General features: G+C 38.4%; 21 protein-coding genes and 1 pseudogene. 9 read left to right on the forward strand and 13 right to left on the reverse strand.

Annotation, left to right across the window (positions count from 1 at the left end; translation table 11 throughout):
- Window positions 1-352: 352 nt before the first annotated feature.
- From IRT38_RS13090 to IRT38_RS13105, 4 genes are all read right to left on the reverse strand, one after another.
- The gene (locus IRT38_RS13090; RefSeq protein ID WP_194597947.1) at window positions 353-1,672 is read right to left on the reverse strand and encodes an adenylosuccinate synthase; all 1,320 of its coding nucleotides are present in this window, start codon (window positions 1,670-1,672) and stop codon (window positions 353-355) included.
- A 55-nt stretch (window positions 1,673-1,727) separates the two neighbouring features.
- Window positions 1,728-2,894 carry an ATP phosphoribosyltransferase regulatory subunit gene (locus IRT38_RS13095; RefSeq protein WP_194597948.1) on the reverse strand — a complete coding sequence of 389 codons (1,167 nt, stop codon included), beginning with the start codon at window positions 2,892-2,894 and terminating at the stop codon, window positions 1,728-1,730.
- A gap of 411 nt (window positions 2,895-3,305) precedes the next feature.
- Window positions 3,306-3,620: a hypothetical protein gene (locus IRT38_RS13100; RefSeq protein WP_194597949.1), complete on the reverse strand. Its 315-nt coding sequence runs from the start codon at window positions 3,618-3,620 to the stop codon at window positions 3,306-3,308.
- Between the two features lie 37 nt (window positions 3,621-3,657).
- The gene (locus tag IRT38_RS13105) at window positions 3,658-4,677 is read right to left on the reverse strand and encodes a type I glyceraldehyde-3-phosphate dehydrogenase (RefSeq protein ID WP_005402353.1); all 1,020 of its coding nucleotides are present in this window, start codon (window positions 4,675-4,677) and stop codon (window positions 3,658-3,660) included.
- Between the two features lie 261 nt (window positions 4,678-4,938).
- On the opposite strand from IRT38_RS13105, the gene alaS reads away from it, so the two are divergent.
- From alaS to csrA, 3 genes are all read left to right on the forward strand, one after another.
- Window positions 4,939-7,587 carry an alanine--tRNA ligase gene (gene alaS / locus IRT38_RS13110; protein WP_194597950.1) on the forward strand — a complete coding sequence of 883 codons (2,649 nt, stop codon included), beginning with the start codon at window positions 4,939-4,941 and terminating at the stop codon, window positions 7,585-7,587.
- A 63-nt stretch (window positions 7,588-7,650) separates the two neighbouring features.
- Window positions 7,651-8,931 carry an aspartate kinase gene (locus tag IRT38_RS13115; RefSeq protein ID WP_004955120.1) on the forward strand — a complete coding sequence of 427 codons (1,281 nt, stop codon included), beginning with the start codon at window positions 7,651-7,653 and terminating at the stop codon, window positions 8,929-8,931.
- Window positions 8,932-9,170: 239 nt separating this feature from the next.
- Complete coding sequence (csrA, locus tag IRT38_RS13120; protein WP_004912217.1) at window positions 9,171-9,434, forward strand: carbon storage regulator CsrA; 264 nt, start codon at window positions 9,171-9,173, stop codon at window positions 9,432-9,434.
- A gap of 80 nt (window positions 9,435-9,514) precedes the next feature.
- Here csrA and rnhB read toward each other — a convergent pair whose 3' ends face one another.
- The 3 genes from rnhB to IRT38_RS13135 form a co-directional block, all read right to left on the reverse strand.
- Window positions 9,515-10,081 (reverse strand): ribonuclease HII, encoded by a 567-nt coding sequence (rnhB, locus tag IRT38_RS13125; RefSeq protein ID WP_194597951.1) that lies wholly within the window; start codon window positions 10,079-10,081, stop codon window positions 9,515-9,517.
- A gap of 232 nt (window positions 10,082-10,313) precedes the next feature.
- Window positions 10,314-10,511, reverse strand: a complete 198-nt coding sequence (locus IRT38_RS17580) for a hypothetical protein (protein WP_227592168.1) — start codon at window positions 10,509-10,511, stop codon at window positions 10,314-10,316.
- A 145-nt stretch (window positions 10,512-10,656) separates the two neighbouring features.
- Complete coding sequence (locus tag IRT38_RS13135) at window positions 10,657-11,034, reverse strand: hypothetical protein (protein ID WP_004955128.1); 378 nt, start codon at window positions 11,032-11,034, stop codon at window positions 10,657-10,659.
- 212 nt (window positions 11,035-11,246) lie between these two features.
- Between IRT38_RS13135 and IRT38_RS13140 the strand changes: the two genes are divergently transcribed.
- Window positions 11,247-11,801, forward strand: coding sequence for a cytochrome b (locus tag IRT38_RS13140; RefSeq protein WP_004912224.1), 555 nt, complete (start codon window positions 11,247-11,249; stop codon window positions 11,799-11,801).
- Window positions 11,802-11,844: 43 nt separating this feature from the next.
- Here IRT38_RS13140 and IRT38_RS13145 read toward each other — a convergent pair whose 3' ends face one another.
- The 6 genes and pseudogenes from IRT38_RS13145 to mnmG form a co-directional block, all read right to left on the reverse strand.
- Window positions 11,845-12,843, reverse strand: a complete 999-nt coding sequence (locus IRT38_RS13145; RefSeq protein ID WP_194597952.1) for an adenosine deaminase — start codon at window positions 12,841-12,843, stop codon at window positions 11,845-11,847.
- 82 nt (window positions 12,844-12,925) lie between these two features.
- The gene (locus IRT38_RS13150; protein ID WP_005402348.1) at window positions 12,926-14,245 is read right to left on the reverse strand and encodes an NCS2 family permease; all 1,320 of its coding nucleotides are present in this window, start codon (window positions 14,243-14,245) and stop codon (window positions 12,926-12,928) included.
- 297 nt (window positions 14,246-14,542) lie between these two features.
- On the reverse strand, window positions 14,543-14,737 hold the full coding sequence (locus IRT38_RS17585; RefSeq protein ID WP_227592169.1) for a hypothetical protein: 195 nt from the start codon (window positions 14,735-14,737) through the stop codon (window positions 14,543-14,545).
- A 317-nt stretch (window positions 14,738-15,054) separates the two neighbouring features.
- A pseudogene (locus IRT38_RS13155) lies at window positions 15,055-15,336 on the reverse strand (TonB-dependent siderophore receptor); the annotation flags it as partial.
- Window positions 15,337-15,524: 188 nt separating this feature from the next.
- Entirely contained in the window at window positions 15,525-15,857 is a 333-nt protein-coding gene (locus IRT38_RS13160) for a DMT family transporter (RefSeq protein ID WP_129263301.1), read from the reverse strand.
- Between the two features lie 119 nt (window positions 15,858-15,976).
- Window positions 15,977-17,857, reverse strand: coding sequence for a tRNA uridine-5-carboxymethylaminomethyl(34) synthesis enzyme MnmG (gene mnmG, locus IRT38_RS13165; protein WP_194597953.1), 1,881 nt, complete (start codon window positions 17,855-17,857; stop codon window positions 15,977-15,979).
- Window positions 17,858-18,108: 251 nt separating this feature from the next.
- On the opposite strand from mnmG, the gene IRT38_RS13170 reads away from it, so the two are divergent.
- The 5 genes from IRT38_RS13170 to purH all read left to right on the forward strand — a co-directional run bounded on the left by IRT38_RS13170 (window position 18,109) and on the right by purH (window position 22,754).
- Entirely contained in the window at window positions 18,109-18,483 is a 375-nt protein-coding gene (locus tag IRT38_RS13170; RefSeq protein WP_194597954.1) for a hypothetical protein, read from the forward strand.
- Window positions 18,484-18,667: 184 nt separating this feature from the next.
- A complete protein-coding gene (gene prmA, locus IRT38_RS13175) occupies window positions 18,668-19,573 on the forward strand; it encodes a 50S ribosomal protein L11 methyltransferase (protein WP_194597955.1) in 906 nt (301 codons plus the stop codon).
- A 14-nt stretch (window positions 19,574-19,587) separates the two neighbouring features.
- Complete coding sequence (locus tag IRT38_RS13180) at window positions 19,588-20,451, forward strand: DUF3426 domain-containing protein (RefSeq protein WP_099948892.1); 864 nt, start codon at window positions 19,588-19,590, stop codon at window positions 20,449-20,451.
- Between the two features lie 375 nt (window positions 20,452-20,826).
- Window positions 20,827-21,096 (forward strand): DNA-binding transcriptional regulator Fis, encoded by a 270-nt coding sequence (gene fis / locus IRT38_RS13185; RefSeq protein ID WP_001086304.1) that lies wholly within the window; start codon window positions 20,827-20,829, stop codon window positions 21,094-21,096.
- 83 nt (window positions 21,097-21,179) lie between these two features.
- A complete protein-coding gene (gene purH / locus IRT38_RS13190) occupies window positions 21,180-22,754 on the forward strand; it encodes a bifunctional phosphoribosylaminoimidazolecarboxamide formyltransferase/IMP cyclohydrolase (RefSeq protein WP_194597956.1) in 1,575 nt (524 codons plus the stop codon).
- The last annotated feature ends 91 nt before the right edge of the window (window positions 22,755-22,845 follow it).

Below are 22,845 nucleotides of genomic sequence, written 5' to 3' on the forward strand. Positions count from 1 at the left end.
AAAAAATGATTTTTGCAAGAGGTCTATTTAAAGATAAGGTTTTTATTTTTATACATATTGTATAGGACTTATTTTTTCGCCCGCCAGATCAAAATAAGTCCCACCAACGATGAAAAGCTGATAATGAATTAACATCGGCATGTAAGTTCATATCCATTATAGTGAATCGTCTTTTTCGTCATAGTTAAAGCCCTCTTTGTTTGAACGTACAATCAATATAATCAAGATTTCTCAAGCTGTGAAATAAGAAAGATCGCAATAAAAATCTAATTATCTGCTAGGGATTTTAAATATATAAAGCTTTAACAATAAAAAAGCTCCCTATAAGGGAGCTTTTAATCATTCACTCAGCTTAAGCTGAAAATGGATGACGTAAAATAATTGTTTCCGCACGATCAGGACCAGTTGAAATAATATCAATTGGACATTCGATCAACTGCTCAAGGCGTTTAACATATGCCAAAGCGTTTGCAGGAAGTTGATCAACCTGAGTTAAACCTACTGTAGATTCGCTCCAACCTGGCATAGTTTCATAGATAGGCTTCAAGCTTTCAAATGAAATCGCGTCAGAAGAACCTGCACAGCCTGAATCAACATCTTCATAGCCTACACAAATTTTAATTTCTTCTAAGCCATCAAGTACATCTAGCTTAGTTAAGCAAATACCAGATAAAGAGTTCACTTCAACAGAGCGGCGAAGAATCTCGGCATCAAACCAACCACAACGACGTTGACGTCCAGTAGAAGCACCAAACTCATGCCCCACTGTACCTAAATGACGACCAATTGCATCACCTGTATCTGTTGCTGCATCATAGTGCAACTCTGTAGGGAATGGACCTGCACCTACACGTGTTGTGTATGCTTTAGTAATCCCGAGTACATAATCTAAATGTAATGGACCCATACCCGAACCAGAACTCACACCACCAGCAGTTGTGTTCGAACTAGTTACATAAGGATAAGTACCATGATCGATATCAAGTAATGAACCTTGTGCACCTTCGAACATGATTGCTTTGCCTTCTTTACGATAATCATGTAACACTTTAGTTACATCGATCACTAATGGCGCAAGAACCTCACGCCATTCATCACAAAGTGCAATCACATCTTCAAACTTAACTTCTTCAACACCATAGAATTGAGAAAGTTGGAAGTTGTGAAGCTCAAGCATTTCCTTGAGTTTTTCTTCAAGTACTGCACCACCACGAACAAGATCAGCTACGCGTACAGCACGACGAGCAACTTTATCTTCATAAGCAGGACCAATACCACGACCAGTCGTACCAATCTTAGCATTGCCACGCTTTTTCTCACGTGCTTGGTCAAGTGCAATATGATTTGGCAAAATCAATGGGCAATTTGGAGAAATACGAAGACGCTCTTTAACAGGTACGCCTTCAGCTTCCAAAATCGCCATTTCTTTGATTAATGCTTCAGGTGAAAGCACAACACCATTACCAATTAAGCACAATACGTTTTCACGTAAAATACCAGATGGAATGAGGTGTAATACAGTCTTTTTACCACCGACCACTAGAGTATGACCCGCGTTATGTCCACCTTGATAGCGAACTACCGCAGCCGCTTGGTCTGTGAGCAGGTCGACGATTTTACCTTTACCTTCGTCGCCCCATTGGGTACCAAGTACCACAACATTTTTGCCCATAATAGCCTCATTACATCATGCTGTTAAAATTGGAAACTAAGTCAAAACTTAGCAATTAAATTTTTTCAATTACCCATTGCCCATTCTGTGACACCATTTGATGCGTCGCATAAGGAACAGAGTTTAAATCATCTTTACCTAACAGTTGCACTACACGCATACCTTGATGACGTGCATCTGCAATTGCTTTCAATAAATTTTGATCATTTCCACGAGGAGCTACTATCGTTTCAATTTCAGTAAACTGAGTAGATCCTAATGCATATAAATCACAGCTAAAACCAGTCGCAGGACGTGAACGACCAAAGTGTTCACCAATTCCATCATAACGACCACCTTGAGCTAGCGGTGCTGCGCGATTAGGTGCGTAAATGGCATACATTAAACCAGTGTGATAGTGATAACTACGAAGCTCAATCACATCAATACCAATATTTAAATTCGACCATTTAGACTGAATTTGTGTAAATGTGCTTTCTAAAGCCTCAAATGCAGTTTTGAAGTCAGCATCATTTAAAATATCTTGGCTAAGATTCGCTTTTAATGCACCCAAATCACTTGCGTAACGACCTAATGCATAAAAATCAGAGCCCATTGATAAGTCTTGGGTAAACTCAGCTAATTCTGGTAAAGCTTTACGCTGATAAAGATCAGAAAGTTGATTCTCTGTATTTTTATTTAAACCAGCGCGCTTAACTAAGCTACGGAATAAACCTACATGACCTAAGTCTAAATGAGCGCCTTCTAAAGTATGCGCTTGTTCAATTAGACCTAACATCACATCAATCATTTCAACATCAGCTTCGATGCTATCATGACCATATAGCTCAGCACCCAACTGTAAAGGCGCACGCGTTGCATTGAAATTCTGTGGTTTAGTATGAAGCACAGTGCCTGCGTAGCAATAACGAGCGACGCCTTCAATTGGTCGTACATGTGCATCAATACGCGCTACTTGAGGTGTCATATCAGCACGAACACCTAACAAGCGACCAGAAAGTTGATCTATAACTTTGAAAGTAACTAAATCTAAATCTTGATTTGATTCTGAAAGTGAAGACAACGATTCGATGTATTCAATAAATGGCGTATACACCAATTGATAACCTCGAACTGCGAGGAAATCTAGAGCTTCTCGGCGCAATGTTTCGACAACTTGCGCTTGTTCGGGTAATACATCTGCCACCCCGTCAGGGAGCAACCATGTCTCTGAAATGGTCATGTTCCAAACCTAAAATCTGTTTAACGTGGAGGCATCCACATAAAAAGCAACCACATAAAAAAATCGGGTGAATGCCCGATTCAGCGTAGTGTAGCATGAAGATTTATGTGATGCACCTTCGAATTTGAATAATTCTTTACCATTTAACTAGCAAGCCACCAACTTGTTATTTTAAATTTAACAAATAGATTCAATACATTAAGATCACTCATCAATACAAACAACACTTATGTTTCTTGAAAAGAAGTGTCCAACATCTGTACTATTGAACTGTTCTCGATTGGTGAGATATTACTTTTTGATGACGAATGTTACTTAAACAATTAAAGCAAAATATGCTTATAGTATTTTCCCAAATAAGAAACTGCTGGACTAAGTAGTAGATTTATAAAACTGCTCAAATCAAAGAACTTAGCTTTTGCCTTTTGTGCTCTTTACCACGATTTCTAGAACCCCCACCAATTCAGCATTCTGCTTTTCTAAAGCAGCGACATTCGCAATCGTCTTGTCTAATACTTCTTGTTGGACATGCATTTTTTTTGCCATATCTTGCATAATTTCAAGACCTTTTTTGAGGTGCAGCTCTAAATGCAAGACTTTTTCCTCTAGCCTAACGATATCTTTTGCAGTATCAGTAGGTTGATTATTTTTAAATAAGAACCAAAACAAAAATAAAACTGCCAATAGCAATAATCCAATAAATCCCCAAACCATCATTAAGCCCATTACATTCCCCAATAAATTGTTTTTTATTATTTAAATATTAAAAAGATTCACACAAATCTAATAAGCGATTCGCATAACCCCACTCATTATCATACCATGCAAAAACTTTTGCTTGATGCCCCACGACCATCGTTTGCGCCAGGTCAACAATTAATGAATATGGCGAATGATTAAAATCGCTTGATACCAAATCTTCATCGGTCACTTGCATAATTTGAGCATAGTCAAACTTAGCAGCTTTACTTAGAACTTCATTAATTTTATGAACTGTGATCGGTGAATGTGAAACAAATGAAAGATCTATCGCTGCAACATTAATAGTCGGTACACGAATAGAGTACCCATCTATACGACCATCCATTTTTGGCATCACGCGTTTTAATGCGCCCAAAGCACTTGAAGTGGTAGGAATAATATTTTGTCCAGACGCTCTGGCTCTTCGTAAATCACGATGAGCATGATCCAAAACTGATTGATCTGCAGTCACTGCATGGATCTCGGTCATGAGAGCAGTATCAATGCCAAAAGCGTCATCAATAATCTTGACTAAAGGCACTAAGGCCTGTGTCGTACAAGAAACGCTAGAAATAATTTGATCAGTAGGTTTGACATCCGCATGGTTAACACCATAGACGATAGCTGCATCAACAGAATCAAATGGTGCTGCACCAATAATTACTCGCTTTGCTCCTGCATCTATATGACGTGTTGCATCAGCTCTCGATCGAAATAAACCTGTGCATTCGAGCACAACATCTACAACCAAACCAGCCCAAGGTAATAGTTCTGGCTGCGCCTGTTTAAATACTTGCAGCCTTAGCTGTCTTTGATTTGAATGAATATTTAAAAAAATTTGTTCGTTCTCAATCTCAATATCGACTTGACCAGCAAAACGACCATGCGTTGTGTCATATTTAAAGAGATGAACTAAAGTTTGAACATCAGCAATATCATTAATCGCAACAATATCAAATTGAAATTGCTTAGGGCTTTCAAACCATGCACGTAATACATTTCGACCAATTCGACCAAATCCATTGATAGCGACACGTTGCATGCAAAGCCCTTATATTCATCAAAACATCATATTTTCTTGCTATATGGTAAAACATGATCAGCCTTGTTGAATATAGATTTTTAGCTGAAACACAGTTTTATATGATATTGCTTGCAAAATCGTTGGTCGGGCACACATTTTCCGTTATAATTTAGCACTTTTAAAATCTACGCCATGTAAATGCGCTTTGTTTGCAAAAATTCAAAAACAACTCGCCTATTTTACATATAGCCAAATTCAAAATTATGGAGTGTCTTGGTTGTGAGTACTCGTTTTATGACATCAGCTGAAATTCGTGAAGCATTTTTGCGTTACTTTGAATCGCAAGGGCATACACGTGTCGCTTCGAGTTCACTCGTTCCCGCCAACGACCCTACTTTATTATTCACAAATGCTGGTATGAACCAGTTTAAAGACTGTTTTCTTGGGTTAGAAAAGCGTGACTATGTACGTGCTGTTTCTTCTCAAAAATGTGTACGTGCAGGTGGTAAACATAATGACCTAGACAATGTAGGTTACACAGCGCGTCACCATACTTTCTTTGAAATGTTAGGTAACTTCTCATTTGGTGATTACTTCAAACGTGATGCATTAAAATTTGCTTGGGATTTTTTAACGAACGAGCAATGGCTAGCATTACCTAAAGATCGTTTATATGCCACTGTTTACCATACTGATGATGAAGCATTTGATATTTGGAACAAAGAAATTGGTTTAGACGCAAGCCGTATCATTCGTATCGGTGACAACAAAGGTGGTCTGTACGCATCAGATAACTTCTGGGCTATGGGTGATACTGGTCCGTGTGGTCCTTGTTCTGAAATTTTCTATGACCATGGTGATCACATTTGGGGTGGTTTACCAGGTTCTCCAGAAGAAGATGGCGATCGCTTTATCGAGATCTGGAACAACGTATTTATGCAGTTCAATCGTACCGCTGATGGTGTGATGCACCCTCTCCCAGCTCCATCTGTAGATACAGGTATGGGTTTGGAACGTATCTCTGCTGTACTACAACATGTTAATTCCAACTACGAAATCGACTTGTTCCAACACTTATTAAAAGCTGCTGCAAATATCATCGGTATTCAAGATGAGGGACAACCATCATTACGTGTACTGGCTGACCATGCTCGTTCTTGCTGCTTCTTGATTGCTGATGGCGTAAACCCATCAAATGAAGGTCGTGGTTATGTTCTACGTCGTATTATCCGTCGTGCAGTACGTCATGGTAATAAGCTAGGCGCTACAGGTACATTCTTCTACAAGATGCTACAACCATTAGTCGAAGTTATGGGTGAAGCTTATCCAGAGCTTACATCCCGTAAAGATGTGATTGAAGCGACTTTACTACGTGAAGAAGAACAATTTGCAAAAACACTTGAGCAAGGTTTGAAGCTTTTAGAAGCTGAGCTTGCACAGTTGAAAGATACTGTGATTCCAGGTGCAACTGTATTTAAACTTTACGACACTTATGGCTTCCCAACTGACTTAACTGCTGATATTGCACGTGAACGTGGTTTTACCATCGACGAAGCTGGCTTTGAAGTTGAAATGGCTGCACAACGTCAACGTGCACGTGACGCAGGTAAATTCGCAGTTGACTACAATAGTATTGTCAAAGTTGAAGGTGAAACTCAATTTGATGGCTACGATGCAACTCAAGGTCAAGGTCAAATCGTTGCAATCTACAAAGACGGTACTCAAGTTGATGAAATCAATGAGGGCGATGAAGCGCTTATCGTTTTAAACCAAACACCTTTCTATGCAGAAAGCGGTGGTCAAATCGGCGATTCAGGTATATTCAAAAACGATACAGGTATTTTCGAAGTACAAGATACTAAGAAATCTGGTGGTGCTTTTGTGCATCAAGGTATCGTGACGATGGGTAGCTTAAAAGCAACTCAAAATGTTGAAGCAACAGTTAAAGCAGATATTCGTGCTGCAACAGCGCGTAATCACTCTGCCACTCACCTTCTACATGCAGCTTTACGTCAAATTTTAGGTGATCACGTTCAGCAAAAAGGCTCATTGGTTGCAAGCGATATTTTACGTTTCGACTTTGCCAATGACCAACCAGTGACATTTGAACAGCTTCAACAAATCGAACGTCTAGTGAATGCTGAAGTTATTGCAAACACTCCAGTGACAACTGAATTACTTGACATCGAGTCTGCTAAAGCCAAAGGTGCGATGATGCTGTTTGGTGAGAAGTATGGCGAAGAAGTTCGCGTACTATCGATGGGTTCAATTATCGAAGAGAAAAACTTCTCAATCGAGCTTTGCGGTGGTATCCACGTTAAACGTACAGGTGATATCGGCTTATTCAAGATCACTTCTGAAGGTGGTGTAGCAGCTGGCGTTCGTCGTATTGAAGCTGTAACAGGAACTAAAGCTTTAGAAGCCGTTCAAAAAGCTGACAACGATATCCAAACAATTAATGGTTTATTGAAAGCTCAGAAAGACCAAACTGTAGAAAAAGTTGAAGCAATTGTTGAGACTGCATCAAGTTTGCAAAAACAAATTGAACAGCTAAATCAAAAATTAGCAAGTTTCCAAGCTGCTGATTTATTAGACCAAGTTAAAGAAATCGCTGGTCGTCAAACGTTAATCACAACCGTAAAAGGTTTAGATGCAAAGTCATTACGCAATTTGCATGACAGTGTAAAATCAAAATTGGAAGATGCAGTCATTATTTTAGCTGGCGTTGAAGGCGATAAAGTGAGTTTAATCGCGTCCGTCGCTAAACAATATGCTGCAAATCTAAAAGCGGGTGACATCATCAAACACTTGGCTCAAGAGCTAGGTGGTAAAGGTGGTGGTAAACCTGACTTAGCACAAGGTGGCGCGCCACTAAACGAGAAGTTTGATCAAGTTTTTGCAGCATTGCCTGCTTGGCTTGAGCAATAACAACTTCACTTTTGTGTAACTGACCCTGATGCCTCTCAGGGTCATGGCTTATATGGAACAACTATGGCATTAATCGTTCAAAAATATGGCGGTACTTCTATGGGTACTCCTGAGCGCATTTTAAATGTTGCTCGTCGTGTCAAGCGCTGGCATGATCACGGTCACAAAGTGGTCGTTGTTGTGTCTGCAATGAGTGGTGAAACGAACCGCTTACTTGCGCTTGCAAAAGCCATTACCAACACCCCTGACCCACGTGAATTAGATCAAATGGTGTCAACGGGTGAACAAGTAACGATTTCCATGTTAGCTATGGCACTGAATTCAATTGGTGTAGAAGCTAAGTCATATACTGGTCGTCAAGTTGGTATCAAAACGGACAGTGCTTTTACCAAAGCGCGTATTGAATCTATTGATACTGATGTCATGACCAAAGATTTAGATGCAGGTCGTGTTCTCGTTGTTGCAGGTTTCCAAGGCTTTGATGCCGAAGGAAATACCACAACTTTAGGTCGTGGTGGTTCTGATACCTCTGGTGTTGCAATTGCAGCTGCATTAAAAGCTGATGAATGTCAGATTTACACTGATGTTGATGGCGTTTATACAACTGATCCACGTGTCGCACCTAAAGCGAAAAAGGTTGATCGTATTTCTTTTGAAGAAATGCTAGAAATGGCATCTTTGGGTTCAAAAGTTTTACAAATTCGCTCTGTTGAATTCGCAGGTAAATATCAAGTTCCATTACGTGTATTATCAAGTTTTGATAATGACGATGACGGCGCATTCGATGAAGAATTCAAACAAAATGTAGGCACACTAATTACGACTGAGGCTGAAGACGATATGGAACAACCAATCATCGCAGGTATTGCATTTAACCGTGACGAAGCAAAATTAACGATCTTAGGTGTTCCTGATGAACCAGGTATTGCATCTAAAATCTTGTCACCTATAAGCAATGCCAACATCGAAGTGGATATGATTATCCAAAACGTTGAAGAAGATGGTACAACTGATTTCACATTCACTGTAAATCGCAATGATTTAGCAAAAGCTAAGGCGATTTTAGAGCAAACAGCAAGCAGCATTGAAGGATGTGAAGTTGTTACTCGTGATGATATCGTTAAAGTATCAATCGTAGGTGTGGGTATGCGTTCACATGCAGGTGTTGCAAGCAAAATGTTTACTGCATTAGCTGATGAAAGCATTAATATTTTGATGATTTCAACATCAGAAATCAAAATTTCTGTACTTATCGAAGAAAACTATTTAGAACTTGCCGTACGTTGTTTACACACAGCTTTTGGTCTAGATCGTGAACACGGCGAAAGCAGTGCACGTGCTTAATTAATAGCTTGTTAAACATATTTACTTTCAAGTAAATAGCAAAAAAAACAGAGCCACTATGGTTTTTACTACAGTGGCTCTGTTATATTAATCTTTGAGGTTTTTCAGTGATTCTCAACAGAACGTACGAAAAATAATGTTTTTTACATATTTCTGTTGGAATTTTCTGTATATTAAGGCTGTGCTTTCGAACAATGAATTCCCTGTCGCAAGTTTAAGCGTTTAGCAAGGAGATAAACATGCTGATTCTGACCCGTCGTGTCGGAGAAACATTAATGATTGGGGATCAAGTCAGTGTTACTGTGCTTGGCGTAAAAGGCAATCAGGTGCGTATTGGTGTTAATGCTCCAAAAGAAGTTTCTGTGCATCGTGAGGAAATTTACCAACGTATCCAACATGAACGTGCCATGCATGAGCATTTACAACATCTTGATCAGGATTATCAACTTTCGTATGAAGAAGATAATAGCGATTTTCCGCGACATAATAACTTTAATCGTTAATTTTCAGAATTCTCCCCACATAATTAAAGCGACACAAGATGGTCGCTTTAATTTTATTTAAAACCTCAATTTATAAGAAATTATAAACCTAAAGCTTTTTTTACAGGCGCGTAACTACGACGATGTTGATCAATTACGCCGTGTGCTGCAATAGCTTCAAAATGCGCTTTTGTAGGATAACCTTTGTGCTTTGCGAACCCATAATCAGGATATAATTCATCTAAGGTCTTCATTTGATGATCACGTGTAACTTTAGCTAGAATACTTGCTGCACTTATCTCAGCATGAGTCGCATCACCTCCCACAATTGCTTCACATGCAATCTCAATCCCTTTTGGAATTTGATTACCATCTACAATTACTTTGTGTGGCGTGGTTTTTAAATTTTCGACCGCACGGCGCATTGCAAGAAATGTGGCTTGCAGAATATTCATTTCATCAATTTCAGTGTGTGTCGCTTCAGCAATCGACCAAGCTAATGCCTTTTGTTTAATCTCTATAAACAACTTTTCGCGTTTTTTTTCAGTTAATTTCTTAGAATCATTTAATCCTTCGATTGGATTATTAGGATCTAGGATCACCGCAGCTGCAACAACTGAACCCACTAGAGGACCGCGACCTGCTTCATCTACACCAGCAACAAACATAATTTACTCGCAAAAAATTGGCTGCATTTTAGCACCCAATCAAAGTCAATTGAATACAGAACTATTTTACCACTTCTGATACACAAGCATTCATAGTTTTAGCTACTGCTACACCTGTTAAAGCTGTTCGCGCTTTAGAATCCACTGCAGCAAGTGCCAATTCTGAAGGTGATAAAACAGTAGGTGCATTTTTGCCAACGCATTTACAAATTTGGGTTTTCTTCTCTTTCTTCTAGGTCTTTGTCATTAATTTACTTGCAATTTTCCAAGCTGCAAAATCATCAATATCATGATTACACTTAGTCTGTGCAGCAAACTGAATTGCAGATGTTCCTAATTTTAAATTACTTTGCTCGCCACTTTGCACAGTACTACAAGCCGCCAAAGCAAACACCGTTGAAATTGCCAAAACAAATTTATTCTTATACATGTAATTACCATTTTAATTGAATAATATCATGATTAATTTAAGGTTTTAAGCATCTGAAAACGATCTAAAATTACAAGAAAATATAAAATTATTTTGCTAAGAAACAAAGCTGAAAATCATTCAGCTTTGCTTATATATCTTACTTTTATTTCTTCAATGCTTCAGACACGCAAGCATTAACAGTTTCAGCAACCACTTGATTCACAATTGTTGCTCTTGCAGTTGGATCAATTGCAGCTGTAGCCAACTCCAAAGTCGTTACACTATTGGGCGCTTTTTCACTTACACACCCACAAACATCCATCTGAATATTTTCACGCTGTTCAGTGGTCATCAAACGTGTTGCTGTTTTCCATGCAGGTAATGTATTGATTTCACTCATACATTTAGCATTAACCGCAACCTTTAATGCCGTTACACCTAACTGTTGAGATGTAGATGGTGTTGTAGAAGTATTTGTATTTGGCGCAACACATCCATTTAAAACAAATAATACTGGCAGAGCCAACAATAATTTTTTCACAACTTTTAACCTTATAGCGACTTAATTGCAGTCGTATTTTGCACAAAGCATTTTATTAAGCAATTGACCGTGCAGACTTATTACATATTTAAACATATCGTTTCGATTAATAATCGTTGCAAGGACAAGACGCTCTGTTACATATACACCGTATGAGGAATAAATAACGCTATTTAAAATCTACAAAATCATATCACAACTAGGATGTTGCGATGTCAACCTCAGCACAGTACTACACTCGCACAGCACAAGTATTACATTGGCTCATGGCCGTTATTTTTATAGTTGCATGGCTTATTGGATTTTACAGTGGAAATTTTTTAAGTTATGAAGTTGATGGAACGTTTAAAGGCACTGTTATTACACTTCATAAGAATATTGCAACAACCATTATCTTTTTAGTCGTTATAAGAATTTTTTGGCGTTATACCCATCCAGCTCCACAACTACCAAATACCATGTCACCAATGATGAAAACCTTGGCACATATTGGTCATTTTCTATTATATTTAATGTTATTAGCTCTACCCATTACAGGCTGTTTATTCAGTTGGAGCGCTGGTCACCCCGCCCCTGTTTTATACTTATTTGAAATTCCCCGTCTAGTTCAAGACAATCCAGATTTATTAGCAATCGTTAAACCCCTACACATTTATATATCGTGGTTTGCGGGCTTACTCATTGCAGGTCATATTCTCGCAGCGATTAAACATCATCTCATCGACAAAGATAATGTATTGCTCAGCATGCTAAGACAACCCAAATAAAAATTGATATAAAAAAAACCGCTTATAGCGGTTTTTTTATGCATTAGATTTTTCTAACTTCGGTAATCCACTTCTGCTTATCATCATCAGAAATAAACGAAGCTTCAAAAGAGTTAATCGCAAGCTGCTTTAATTCTTCATTTGATAAATTCAAAGCTTGTTGAATCGCAATAAAGTTATCATTAATGTACCCGCCGAAATATGAAGGATCATCCGAGTTTACAGTGACATGTATACCTTTTTGTAGCAAACGACGAATGTTATGCTCAGCCATATCTTTCACGACACAGAGTTTTAAGTTACTTAACGGGCACACTGTTAATGGCATTTTCTCTGCAATCAGGCGTGTCATCAATTGCTCGTCTTCTTCTGAACGAACACCATGATCAATACGATTCACCTTAAGTAAATCTAAAGCTTCCCATATATACTCAGGAGGACCTTCTTCTCCAGCATGTGCGACGATCAAGAAACCAGCTTCGCGTGCTTTGGCAAAGACACGTTCAAATTTTGATGGTGGGTGCCCAACTTCACTCGAATCCAAACCTATCGCAATAATGTCATCTTTGAATGGCAAGGCTTGTTCTAACGTTTCAAACGCTTTTTCTTCACTTAAATGGCGCAAGAAACACATAATCAATTGAGAGCTAATACCCAACTTTTCTTTTGCATCGGTGCATGCACGCTTTAAACCATTTAAAACGGTAACAAACTTAACACCACGCTCAGTGTGTGTTTGTGGATCAAAGAACATTTCTGTATGTACCACTCGATCTTCTGCACATTTTTCAAAGTATGCCCAAGCTAAATCGTAGAAGTCCTGCTCATGCACTAACACATTGGCGCCAGCATAATAAATATCTAAAAACGATTGAAGGTTATGAAAGTTATAAGCCTGTTTCACTTCTTCAACAGATTGATAAGGAATTTGAATCTGATTACGCTGTGCAATAGCGAACATCAACTCTGGCTCAAATGTCCCTTCAATATGCACATGTAATTCGGCTTTGGGCAAAGCACGAATCAGCTCGATTTGATCCATATAAACTCCACGTCTAAATAAAAAAGGGTGCTGCCTAACACGGTACACCCTTTAAAGGTTTTATCACTTAGTTTTAAGTGGCTTAGCCACCAAATGCAACAAATTTAAATACCCAAAGTGCAGCAATAATCCACACCATATAAGGTACTGTTTTTGCCTTACCTGTAAACAGCTTAACCAATGCATAACTAATGAAACCCATTGCAATACCATCGGCAATTGAATAGGTAAATGGCATAAATACGATCGTTAAAAATGCAGGTACAGCTTCAGTAATATCATCCCAATCAATGTGCGTAATTCCTTGAATCATTAACACACCGATAAATAATAGTGCTGGTGCAGTTGCAAAACCTGGTACGGATTGTGCCAAAGGAGCCAAGAATAAGCAGCCGATGAAAAGTAAAGCAACCACAACCGCAGTTAAACCTGTGCGACCACCAGCTGCTACACCTGAAGCTGATTCAATATACGGGGTGGTAGATGATGTACCTAATGCAGCTCCCGCTACAATTGCAGTTGAGTCAGCAAATAGAGCTTTCTTTAAGCGTGGTAATTTACCATCTTGAAGCAACCCGGCACGATGTGAAACACCAACCAAAGTCCCAGTACTATCAAACAAGTCAACGATAAAGAATACAAAAATAACCCCGACCATACTTGCAGTAAATAGACCTTCAAAATCCATTTGCATAAAAGTAGGTGCGATTGATGGGATATGTCCTACGACACCTTTGAATTCATTCAAACCCAGAATAGTCGCTATTGCAGTGACAACTAAAATACTGATGATGATTGCACCACGAACTTTTAATTGATGCAAAACAACAATCATTAAAAATCCGAATAATGCTAACAATACTGTTGGCTGTTTAATATCACCCAATCCAACCAATGTCGCTGGATTATCTACAATAATTCCTGCATTTTTAAGCGCAATCAATGCAAGGAAAAGACCAATTCCCCCACCAATCGCAAACTTTAAAGACATCGGAATTGCATTGACGATTGCCTCACGAATTTTAAAGAAACTGATAGCAAGGAAAACAAGACCTGAGACAAATACCGCTGCTAGAGCAGTTTGCCAAGGCACCCCCATGCCCAAACACACAGAATAGGTAAAATATGCATTTAAACCCATACCTGGTGCGAGTGCGATTGGATAATTCGCCACAATCCCCATGACCAAACACCCGATTGCAGCAGCCAAACAGGTTGCAACAAACACAGCACCATGATCCATTCCGGTTTCAGAAAGAATGAGTGGATTTACAATGATGATGTAACACATGGTCAAAAATGTGGTTACACCTGCTAGAACTTCTGTTCTAAAGTTGGTTTTGTTATCACTTAATTTAAATAAGCGTTCTAACAGTCCAACTGAAGCATTAGGCGTTGTCATATAGCACCTGTTAAAATCTAAGATCGTAGAATATGAAATCTATACGCTTGTGTTTCAAATAATTTTTTGAATGTACACAAAATGGTATACAAGGCTAAAAGCAATCTACATGCCAGTTTCACGCTTGCTATACAGAGGAGATGTATAAATTTGGTTCCGATTTCAAAATGTAAAAAGCCGCATAACAAGATGCAGCTTTTTTATTTAATGGTAAATATTTTAACAGATTCTAATAAAAACTTGGACACAACCCGATAAAAAAAGCTAAATCCTGTGACATTTCACCTGAGAACTTAATTATTCGCTTCGGTAGGTCGCTAATCGAGAATGCTTCACATAATTTGGATTGTGTTGAATCGAATTTAGGCTATGTTCTGCATCGTTCACAATCTTCATCAGCTCTTGTCTTTTTTTGTTATGCGAATCAACATAAACCGCATAACCCAAAATAAAAACAGAACAGAGAATAAGTATTGAAAGTACTATCTTCATTATTATTATCTCTAATGTATGCTTTTCTTAAATACTAACAAATGTGTACAAAAATGTTATCAATTAACACTTTTAAATCAAAAACAAATGTAATGTCACAATAAATTTTCCAATAAAAGACAAATGTGAACATTTTTTACACACTTAAATACTAGAATAATAAAGTATTTTAATCAACAACTTTTACATAAATTCAATTAGATAATTTTAATATTTTACCAATTGATTAATTAATATTTATTAAATCAGTAATAATTTAAGCTTAAAAAGTACCTTTATCGCTTAAAGGTACTTTTTGATATTGCTAAAAATCGCTTTTAGAACTGATAGTTAACTCTTACTAAGAAGTTACGTGGTGTTCCAGGCATAGAGTCCGAACGCCAATATTCTTTGTTGGTTAAATTATTCACGGCAAGCGTAATATTCCAAGGATTTGCACTATAACCAATCGCAGCATCAAGTCTTGTAAAACCTTTTAAATCAGTGGATGTACTATTGAGATTACCATTTGGATGAACTTTTGCATCACCCACATATGTAGCACCTAGCTCAGTATAGATTTGATCTGTCGGCAGATATCGAATAAACAAATTTCCTGATGGATGGAAAACAGGGTCAATAAATTAGCTCGTCGTTTATTGCCAAAAGCTTATGCGGAAATTGATACAAATACTCAATTTGATAGGAAAAATCTGCGTCTAGGTATCGAAGTTACTTTATAAAAATGATTAAACATTAAATTAAAATCGAACGCTTCGTTCGGTTTTAATTATTATTCGGAAATAAATCAATGCGGACTAGATTTTGATAAAAGGTTTAGAATCAACACACCACACATAATTAATGCTATGCCGATAATTCCCCATAGATCCAATTTTTGATCATAGAAAAACCAAGCAAAGGTCGTGATCAATACAATTCCTACCCCAGACCATATCGCATAAGCAATACCAACTGGAATTGTTTTCAGGGTCAAAGATAAGCAATAAAATGCAATGATGTAACCTAAAATCACAACGATAGAGGCAAATGGCTTTGTAAACCCTTCGCTACTTTTCAGTGCAGATGTCGCAATCACTTCTGCTGTGATCGCTACAAATAAAAATATCCAACTTTTCATTTACCACACCTGCTCTATCCAAACAAATATTTCACATCTATTAATTCAATCATAAAAAAAACACCCTTTAATAAAAAGGGTGTTTTCTAGTTCTAAGATCAAGAATCTATTAATAATATTTAAGCAGATTTCTTCGCCATATTATTTTTACGAATCGTAATCATCACCAACTGAACTGCTGCAGGAGTCACACCTGGGATACGGCTTGCTTGCGCTAAAGTTTCAGGGCGAACTGTTTTAAGCTTTTGAGTAATCTCGCGAGATAAACCTGAAACACCATCATATTCAAAGTCAGCTGGAATCTTCGTTTCTTCAAGGCGTTTCATCTGAGCAACATCATCATGTTGACGGTTGATATAACCTTCATATTTCACAGCAATTTCAATTTGCTCACCGACCTGTTCAGAAACCTCTGAGCCTGTAAGTTCAGCAATTTGACCAAAATTAATATTTGGACGTTTCAATAAATCAATCGCGCTGCACTCTTTACTTAGGTCCGCACCAGTCATTTCAACAAACTTTTTACCCATCAGGTTATTCGGTGCTGCCCATAAGTGTTGTAAACGTGATGTCTCGCGCTCAACAGCTTCCATTTTTTCGCTATATGCAGCCCAACGTTCGTCATCAACTAAACCGAGTTCACGACCAATTGGTGTTAAACGTTGATCTGCATTATCTTCACGAAGCATCAAACGATATTCTGCACGTGAGGTAAACATGCGATATGGTTCTTTAGTCCCTAATGTAATCAGGTCATCTACCAGTACGCCCATATATGCTTGATCACGTTTTGGTGTCCACTCTTCTTGTTCCCAAGCACGACGTGCTGCATTCAAACCAGCAAGTAAACCTTGAGCACCTGCTTCTTCATAACCAGTGGTACCATTAATCTGACCAGCAAAATACAAGTTTTGAATTGCTTTAGTTTCAAGCGTAAATTTCAATGCTTGCGGGTTGAAATAGTCATATTCAATTGCATAACCTGGACGCAAGATATGAGCATTTTCCATACCGCGAATCGAACGTACAAGATTGAACTGAACGTCAAATGGCAATGAGGTTGAGATACCATTTGGATAAAGCTCATGCGTATCTAAACCTTCAGGCTCAAGAAACACCTGATGCGAATCTTTATCAGCAAAACGATGAATTTTATCTTCAATCGAAGGACAGTAACGAGGACCTACCCCTTCAATCACACCTGTATACATAGGTGAACGATCTAAACCACCACGAATAATCTCATGTGTTTTTTCACTGGTATGAGTGATGTAGCAGTTCACTTGTTCAGGGTGCATCGATACATCACCCATAAATGACATCACTGGAGATGGGAAATCACCCGGTTGTGGTGTCATCACAGAGAAATCAACGCTACGCGCATCAATACGCGGCGGTGTACCCGTTTTTAAACGACCTACTGGAAGTTTTAACTCACGTAAACGATGCGCCAAAGCAATTGAAGGAGGATCACCTGCACGACCACCGCTCGAATTTTGCAACCCGATATGAATGACACCACCTAAGAAAGTACCCGTAGTGAGTACAACGGTTTTGGTATCAAAACGAATACCCATTTGGGTCACAACACCTTTAACGGTATCGCCTTCAACAATTAAATCATCAGCAGCTTGTTGGAAAATATCCAAGTTCGCTTGGTTTTCTAAAGTATGACGAATGGCAGCTTTATAACGAACACGATCTGCTTGAGCACGCGTCGCACGCACAGCAGCACCTTTGCGCGAGTTTAAAATACGGAATTGAATACCGCCCTTATCAGCAGCAAGCGCCATTGCACCGCCAAGTGCATCTATCTCACGAACTAAGTGCGATTTACCAATACCACCAATCGCTGGGTTACAGCTCATCTGCCCCAAAGTCTCAATATTATGCGTCAACAATAATGTTTGTCTTCCCATACGAGCCGCCGCAAGCGCAGCTTCCGTACCAGCGTGACCGCCACCAATTACGATAACGTCGTAAACTTTAGGATAGTGCATAGTGGTAATGTGTATTTAAAAAATGACAGAGTATTATACAGAAGTTTTCTATTAAGTTGACAAAATCCGTCAATATTCTTGTAATCCCCATCTGCTTAGCTTGATTTAAATATATACAAAATAAAACTTAATGTTGCACTTTTCATGCATTGTTAACACATGGACTTATAACTATTAACCTGATACCCACTGTTCCGATTTAAAAAATTCTTATCATTATTAGTGCATAACAAATACTTTAGGAAAATGATATGAACACTAAGCTTTTATTTTCGACGCTTATTTGTAGCCTGTGTTTTGCTGTAACAGCACAAACCAATGCAAAAACCACAGTTGATGCACAAACTCAAAAGTATCAACAAGTATGTAAGGGCAAAAAACAAGGTGATATGATTTCATTTGCCTACAAAGGTGTTGTCTTTAATGGTACATGTGAGCCAAATGAAGCTGGTAAATTAGCATTCCAACCTCCAATGCCTGCGAATAATGCAATGCCTGAAACTCAAACTAAGATTTCAGAAACACAATCAGAACCTCGACCAGTGAGTGCGCCTGTTCAGCCTATGGAAATGACACCTCCTCCAATGGAACAATCAGCTCCACAAATTGAACAAACATCTCCATAAAAAATTGGACACCTATATATAGTTATATAAGGATGCTGTTCAGCATCCTTATTTTTTGTTCAGGCGATATCAAAAGAATTATGTTTGAAAAAACATCTTAAAATTGTAATCAGTCTATTTTATAATCCCTCTGCATGGTCTGAATCTATTACAATAACCAAAATACATTAACTTAGGTTTTCCTGTGAACTGGCTACAAATTCATATTACTGTCGATCAAGAACAAGTTGAACTAACTGAAACTTTGCTCCTTTCTTTGGGTGCTGTAAGCGTTATGCTAGATGATGCCGAAGATCAAGCACTGCTTGAGCCTTTACCAGGTGAAACCCCTCTTTGGAATAAAGTCATTGTAACGGGCATTTATCAACAAGAAGAAGATGACCCAATTGATGTTGATACTTTAGAAGCATTTTTAAAAGCACAACTCCCTGATGTTCCAATGCGCCATGAGTATTTAGAAAACCAAGTTTGGGAACGCGCATGGATGGATTATTACGAACCAATTCAAATTGGTGAAAAATATTGGATCGTACCAGAATGGTTAGAGCCACCTGAAGCGGATGCAACCAACATTAAACTGGATCCAGGCTTAGCATTCGGTACAGGTAACCATGCCAGTACATTCCTATGCTTACAATGGCTAGGTAAGACTGATGTAAAAGATAAAATCGTGATTGATTACGGCTGTGGGTCAGGCATCTTGGGTGTTGCTGCTCTTCTATTAGGTGCTAAAAAAGTATATGCCACAGACATTGATCCACAGGCTGTTCTAGCAACAAAACAAAATGCAGAGTTGAATGGTGTACTTGAGCGTCTGTACGTTGGCTTACCTGAAGAATTCAATAACGAGTTTAAAGGTCAACAATCGGACATACTAGTTGCAAATATTCTAGCTGCACCTCTAATGGCTTTAGCGCCTGAATTCTCAACTTTAATTAAAAATGAGGGAGAGTTCGCACTTGCTGGTGTAATCGAAGAGCAAGTTGCTGATGTTTCTAGTGTTTACTCTGAGTTTTTTGATATATTAGAGATCGAAAAGCGCGAAGAGAACTGGTGTCGCATTTCAGGAAAACGCAAAACAACAATTTGAGAATATTGTTCCTCATGAGTGAAAAACAAACCCGCTGCCCTAAATGCTCAACCGTGTATAAAGTGACCCCTTCACAACTCAGTGTTGCTCAGGGCATGGTTTGTTGTCCCAAGTGCGTTATTAACTTTAATGCACTGACCAATCTTTTAAATACAGAGACAAACGAAACGATTCCTACACAAACCAATCGTTCACTATTCTCCTCTATCCAACCTGATAGCAGCTTTGCTGAAAAGCAAATGCAAATTTTAAGTATTTTCGATCAAAAAATTGAAAACTCAAATATCGATCTTTTGACCTATCTAAACAATTTAAATTATTTTAATACTGAGCCAGTCACAGCATTACCAAATTTAAATTTATCCGAAGATGCTTTATTGGTTGATCATGAACCAACATCAAAACAACACGGTTGGCTATATTACAGTCTTTGGGGGATCGGTAATATTGTCCTCATTTTGGTTTTCGCTTTTCAAATCTTATGGTTTAACCCAAAGCTTATGCATGAAAGCCCTGCTTTAAACCGTATCTTTAACTATGCATGTGGTGTTTTGACTTGCAAAACACTTGATGAACAATATAAATATCTAAGTTTTGAGAAAGTTAAAGTTAAACGCTACAGTAAAAACGAAACAATGTTTTCGGGTGTGCTGATCAATCATCATAAAGATAGTGTCTTGATTCCTTCGATTAGACTCATCCTTAAAGACAAAGGTGAGACCGTTACGGATATCACACTCAAACCCCAAGACTATTTAGTAGACAGTCTAAAGCCGATTCAACGCATCCCTTCAGATAGTCCATTTAAATTCGAATTTACGGTTGAAAAAAGCAAAAATAGCTTCGACAACTATAGTTTAGAAATTGTACAGCCCTAAAAGCATAAAAAAGTGACAAAAAAATAAAAAAAAGTGCAGTTAATTTGCTCACTTTTTCGCAGACAGTGGTATGATACGCGCCACGAATGCTTTGACCTACTTACTCCTCGTTATTTATAAACAATAAAATCGTTAAACGAACTGTGCTTTAATCCTATAAGCGCATTGTTGGTTTTTTTGTTTTTGAAAGTAGGCTGTAACAAATATTTAACTATTGTTACGCTTATTTTTTACACAATTCGAGGATTTGTGGCAAGCTAATAGTCCTTTTGTTTTAGAGTCACTGTTTTAGGATCTAAAACAGGGCTCAGTAATTTAGACCACATTTATATATCACTTTACCCAAGTGATATTTGATTTTTCGGATTAACACGCATGAATAGCAAATCTCCTATTTTTACGGCTCAATCTGATGTCGCTCTTCGCATCCATGTAGATCGCGCAGTTCGTCATTATTTTGCACAGTTGCAAGGTGAGCAACCATCTCAAGTATATGACATGGTTTTAGCAGAAATGGAGAAACCTCTTTTATCTGTGGTCTTAGAATATACTCGTGGCAATCAAACTCGTGCTGCCGAGATTTTAGGCCTTAACCGTGGTACTTTGCGTAAAAAGTTAAAAGCTCACGGTTTAATGAGTGAATAATTGATAAAATGCTCACGTTCTCGTGGGCATTTTTTTATGCTTAATTGTTTTAATCTGTAGACTTCAAACTGTTGACCAAAATCATGACTATCAAACGTGCTTTAATCTCTGTTTCCGACAAAACTGGAATCGTTGAATTCGCTCAAAACCTTGCTGCTCTAGGGGTAGAGATCTTATCTACTGGCGGTACTTATAAGTTGCTGAAAGACAACAACATCGCTGTCGTAGAAGTTTCTGAGCATACAGGTTTCCCTGAAATGATGGATGGTCGTGTAAAAACACTACATCCTAAAATTCATGGTGGTATTTTAGCTCGTCGTGGTCTGGACGAAGCTGTAATGCAAGAACACAACATCGATCCGATTGATTTGGTGATTGTAAACCTTTATCCATTTGCAGCTACAGTTGCAAAACCAAACTGCTCACTTGCAGATGCGATTGAAAATATCGATATCGGCGGTCCAACTATGGTTCGCGCCGCTGCGAAAAACCATGCTTCAGTTGGTATCATTGTGAATGCATCTGACTATGATGCTGTAATTGCAGAGTTAAAGACAAATGGAGCTCTTTCTTACGAGACTCGTTTTGATTTAGCAGTTAAAGCATTTGAACATACTGCTCAATATGATGGCATGATCGCATCTTATTTAGGAGCACGTGTTGGTAAAGCTGAGGGTGAAGCAGATTTATTCCCTCGCACGTTCAATACGCAGTTAAATAAAGCACAAGATTTACGTTATGGTGAAAATCCACACCAAAATGCAGCGTTCTATGTTGAAGCAAATACTAAAGAAGCATCTGTTTCAACTGCAAAGCAATTACAAGGTAAAGAACTTTCTTATAACAACATCGCTGATACTGATGCTGCACTTGAATGCGTAAAATCATTCGCTAAACCAGCTTGTGTCATCGTTAAACATGCAAACCCATGTGGTGTTGCTGTTTCTTTAGATGGCATTAAAGCAGCTTATGATCTTGCATATGCTACAGATCCAGAATCAGCATTCGGTGGCATCATCGCATTCAACCGTGAATTAGATGTAGAGACTGCTCAAGCGATTGTTGATCGTCAGTTCGTTGAAGTGATTATTGCTCCAAGCATCGCAGAAGGTGTACTTGAAGTCACTGGTGCGAAGAAAAATGTCCGTGTCATGGTTTGCGGTGAGCTTCCAGCGATTGATGCACGTGCGCCGCAACTTGATTATAAACGTGTCAATGGTGGTTTGTTAGTTCAAGATCAAGACTTAGGCATGATCACTAAAGATGATCTTAAAGTTGTGACTAAACGAGCGCCAACTGAACAAGAAATTGATGACATGATTTTTGCTTGGAAAGTTGCAAAATATGTGAAATCAAACGCAATTGTTTATGCCAAAAACCGTCAAACCATTGGTGTAGGTGCAGGTCAAATGAGCCGCGTGAACTCTGCTCGTATTGCTGCGATCAAAGCTGAACATGCAGGTTTAATTGTTGAAGGTGCAGTTATGGCATCAGATGCATTCTTCCCATTCCGTGATGGTATTGATAACGCTGCAAAAGCTGGTATCAAATGTATCATCCAACCTGGTGGTTCTATGCGCGACGAAGAAACGATTGCTGCAGCAGATGAAGCTGGTATTGCAATGGTCTTCACTGGTATGCGCCACTTCCGTCACTAATAGATTTAAAAAATCCCTCTTGCGATGTTTTAGTTGCATCTCAAGGGGGAATTTTCTATTTTTAGTGGATGTACTTGAGATACTTAAAAAG

It is taken from the genome of Acinetobacter sp. SK-43, from assembly GCF_015351505.1.
In the GTDB taxonomy this organism is placed as follows: domain Bacteria; phylum Pseudomonadota; class Gammaproteobacteria; order Pseudomonadales; family Moraxellaceae; genus Acinetobacter; species Acinetobacter junii.

What these genes read in the sequence shown, in the direction of transcription:
- fis (WP_001086304.1), top strand. Translation starts at nt 20,827, where the DNA reads ATGAATAGCAAATCTCCTATTTTTACGGCTCAATCTGATGTCGCTCTT.
- IRT38_RS13150 (WP_005402348.1), bottom strand. Translation starts at nt 14,245, where the DNA reads ATGACAACGCCTAATGCTTCAGTTGGACTGTTAGAACGCTTATTTAAA.
- IRT38_RS13140 (WP_004912224.1), top strand. Translation starts at nt 11,247, where the DNA reads ATGTCAACCTCAGCACAGTACTACACTCGCACAGCACAAGTATTACAT.
- IRT38_RS17585 (WP_227592169.1), bottom strand. Translation starts at nt 14,737, where the DNA reads ATGAAGATAGTACTTTCAATACTTATTCTCTGTTCTGTTTTTATTTTG.
- IRT38_RS13090 (WP_194597947.1), bottom strand. Translation starts at nt 1,672, where the DNA reads ATGGGCAAAAATGTTGTGGTACTTGGTACCCAATGGGGCGACGAAGGT.
- IRT38_RS13095 (WP_194597948.1), bottom strand. Translation starts at nt 2,894, where the DNA reads ATGACCATTTCAGAGACATGGTTGCTCCCTGACGGGGTGGCAGATGTA.
- IRT38_RS13105 (WP_005402353.1), bottom strand. Translation starts at nt 4,677, where the DNA reads ATGCAACGTGTCGCTATCAATGGATTTGGTCGAATTGGTCGAAATGTA.
- IRT38_RS13170 (WP_194597954.1), top strand. Translation starts at nt 18,109, where the DNA reads ATGAACACTAAGCTTTTATTTTCGACGCTTATTTGTAGCCTGTGTTTT.
- csrA (WP_004912217.1), top strand. Translation starts at nt 9,171, where the DNA reads ATGCTGATTCTGACCCGTCGTGTCGGAGAAACATTAATGATTGGGGAT.
- purH (WP_194597956.1), top strand. Translation starts at nt 21,180, where the DNA reads ATGACTATCAAACGTGCTTTAATCTCTGTTTCCGACAAAACTGGAATC.
- IRT38_RS17580 (WP_227592168.1), bottom strand. Translation starts at nt 10,511, where the DNA reads ATGTATAAGAATAAATTTGTTTTGGCAATTTCAACGGTGTTTGCTTTG.
- IRT38_RS13115 (WP_004955120.1), top strand. Translation starts at nt 7,651, where the DNA reads ATGGCATTAATCGTTCAAAAATATGGCGGTACTTCTATGGGTACTCCT.
- IRT38_RS13100 (WP_194597949.1), bottom strand. Translation starts at nt 3,620, where the DNA reads ATGGGCTTAATGATGGTTTGGGGATTTATTGGATTATTGCTATTGGCA.
- mnmG (WP_194597953.1), bottom strand. Translation starts at nt 17,857, where the DNA reads ATGCACTATCCTAAAGTTTACGACGTTATCGTAATTGGTGGCGGTCAC.
- IRT38_RS13160 (WP_129263301.1), bottom strand. Translation starts at nt 15,857, where the DNA reads ATGAAAAGTTGGATATTTTTATTTGTAGCGATCACAGCAGAAGTGATT.
- rnhB (WP_194597951.1), bottom strand. Translation starts at nt 10,081, where the DNA reads ATGTTTGTTGCTGGTGTAGATGAAGCAGGTCGCGGTCCTCTAGTGGGT.
- IRT38_RS13180 (WP_099948892.1), top strand. Translation starts at nt 19,588, where the DNA reads ATGAGTGAAAAACAAACCCGCTGCCCTAAATGCTCAACCGTGTATAAA.
- IRT38_RS13145 (WP_194597952.1), bottom strand. Translation starts at nt 12,843, where the DNA reads ATGGATCAAATCGAGCTGATTCGTGCTTTGCCCAAAGCCGAATTACAT.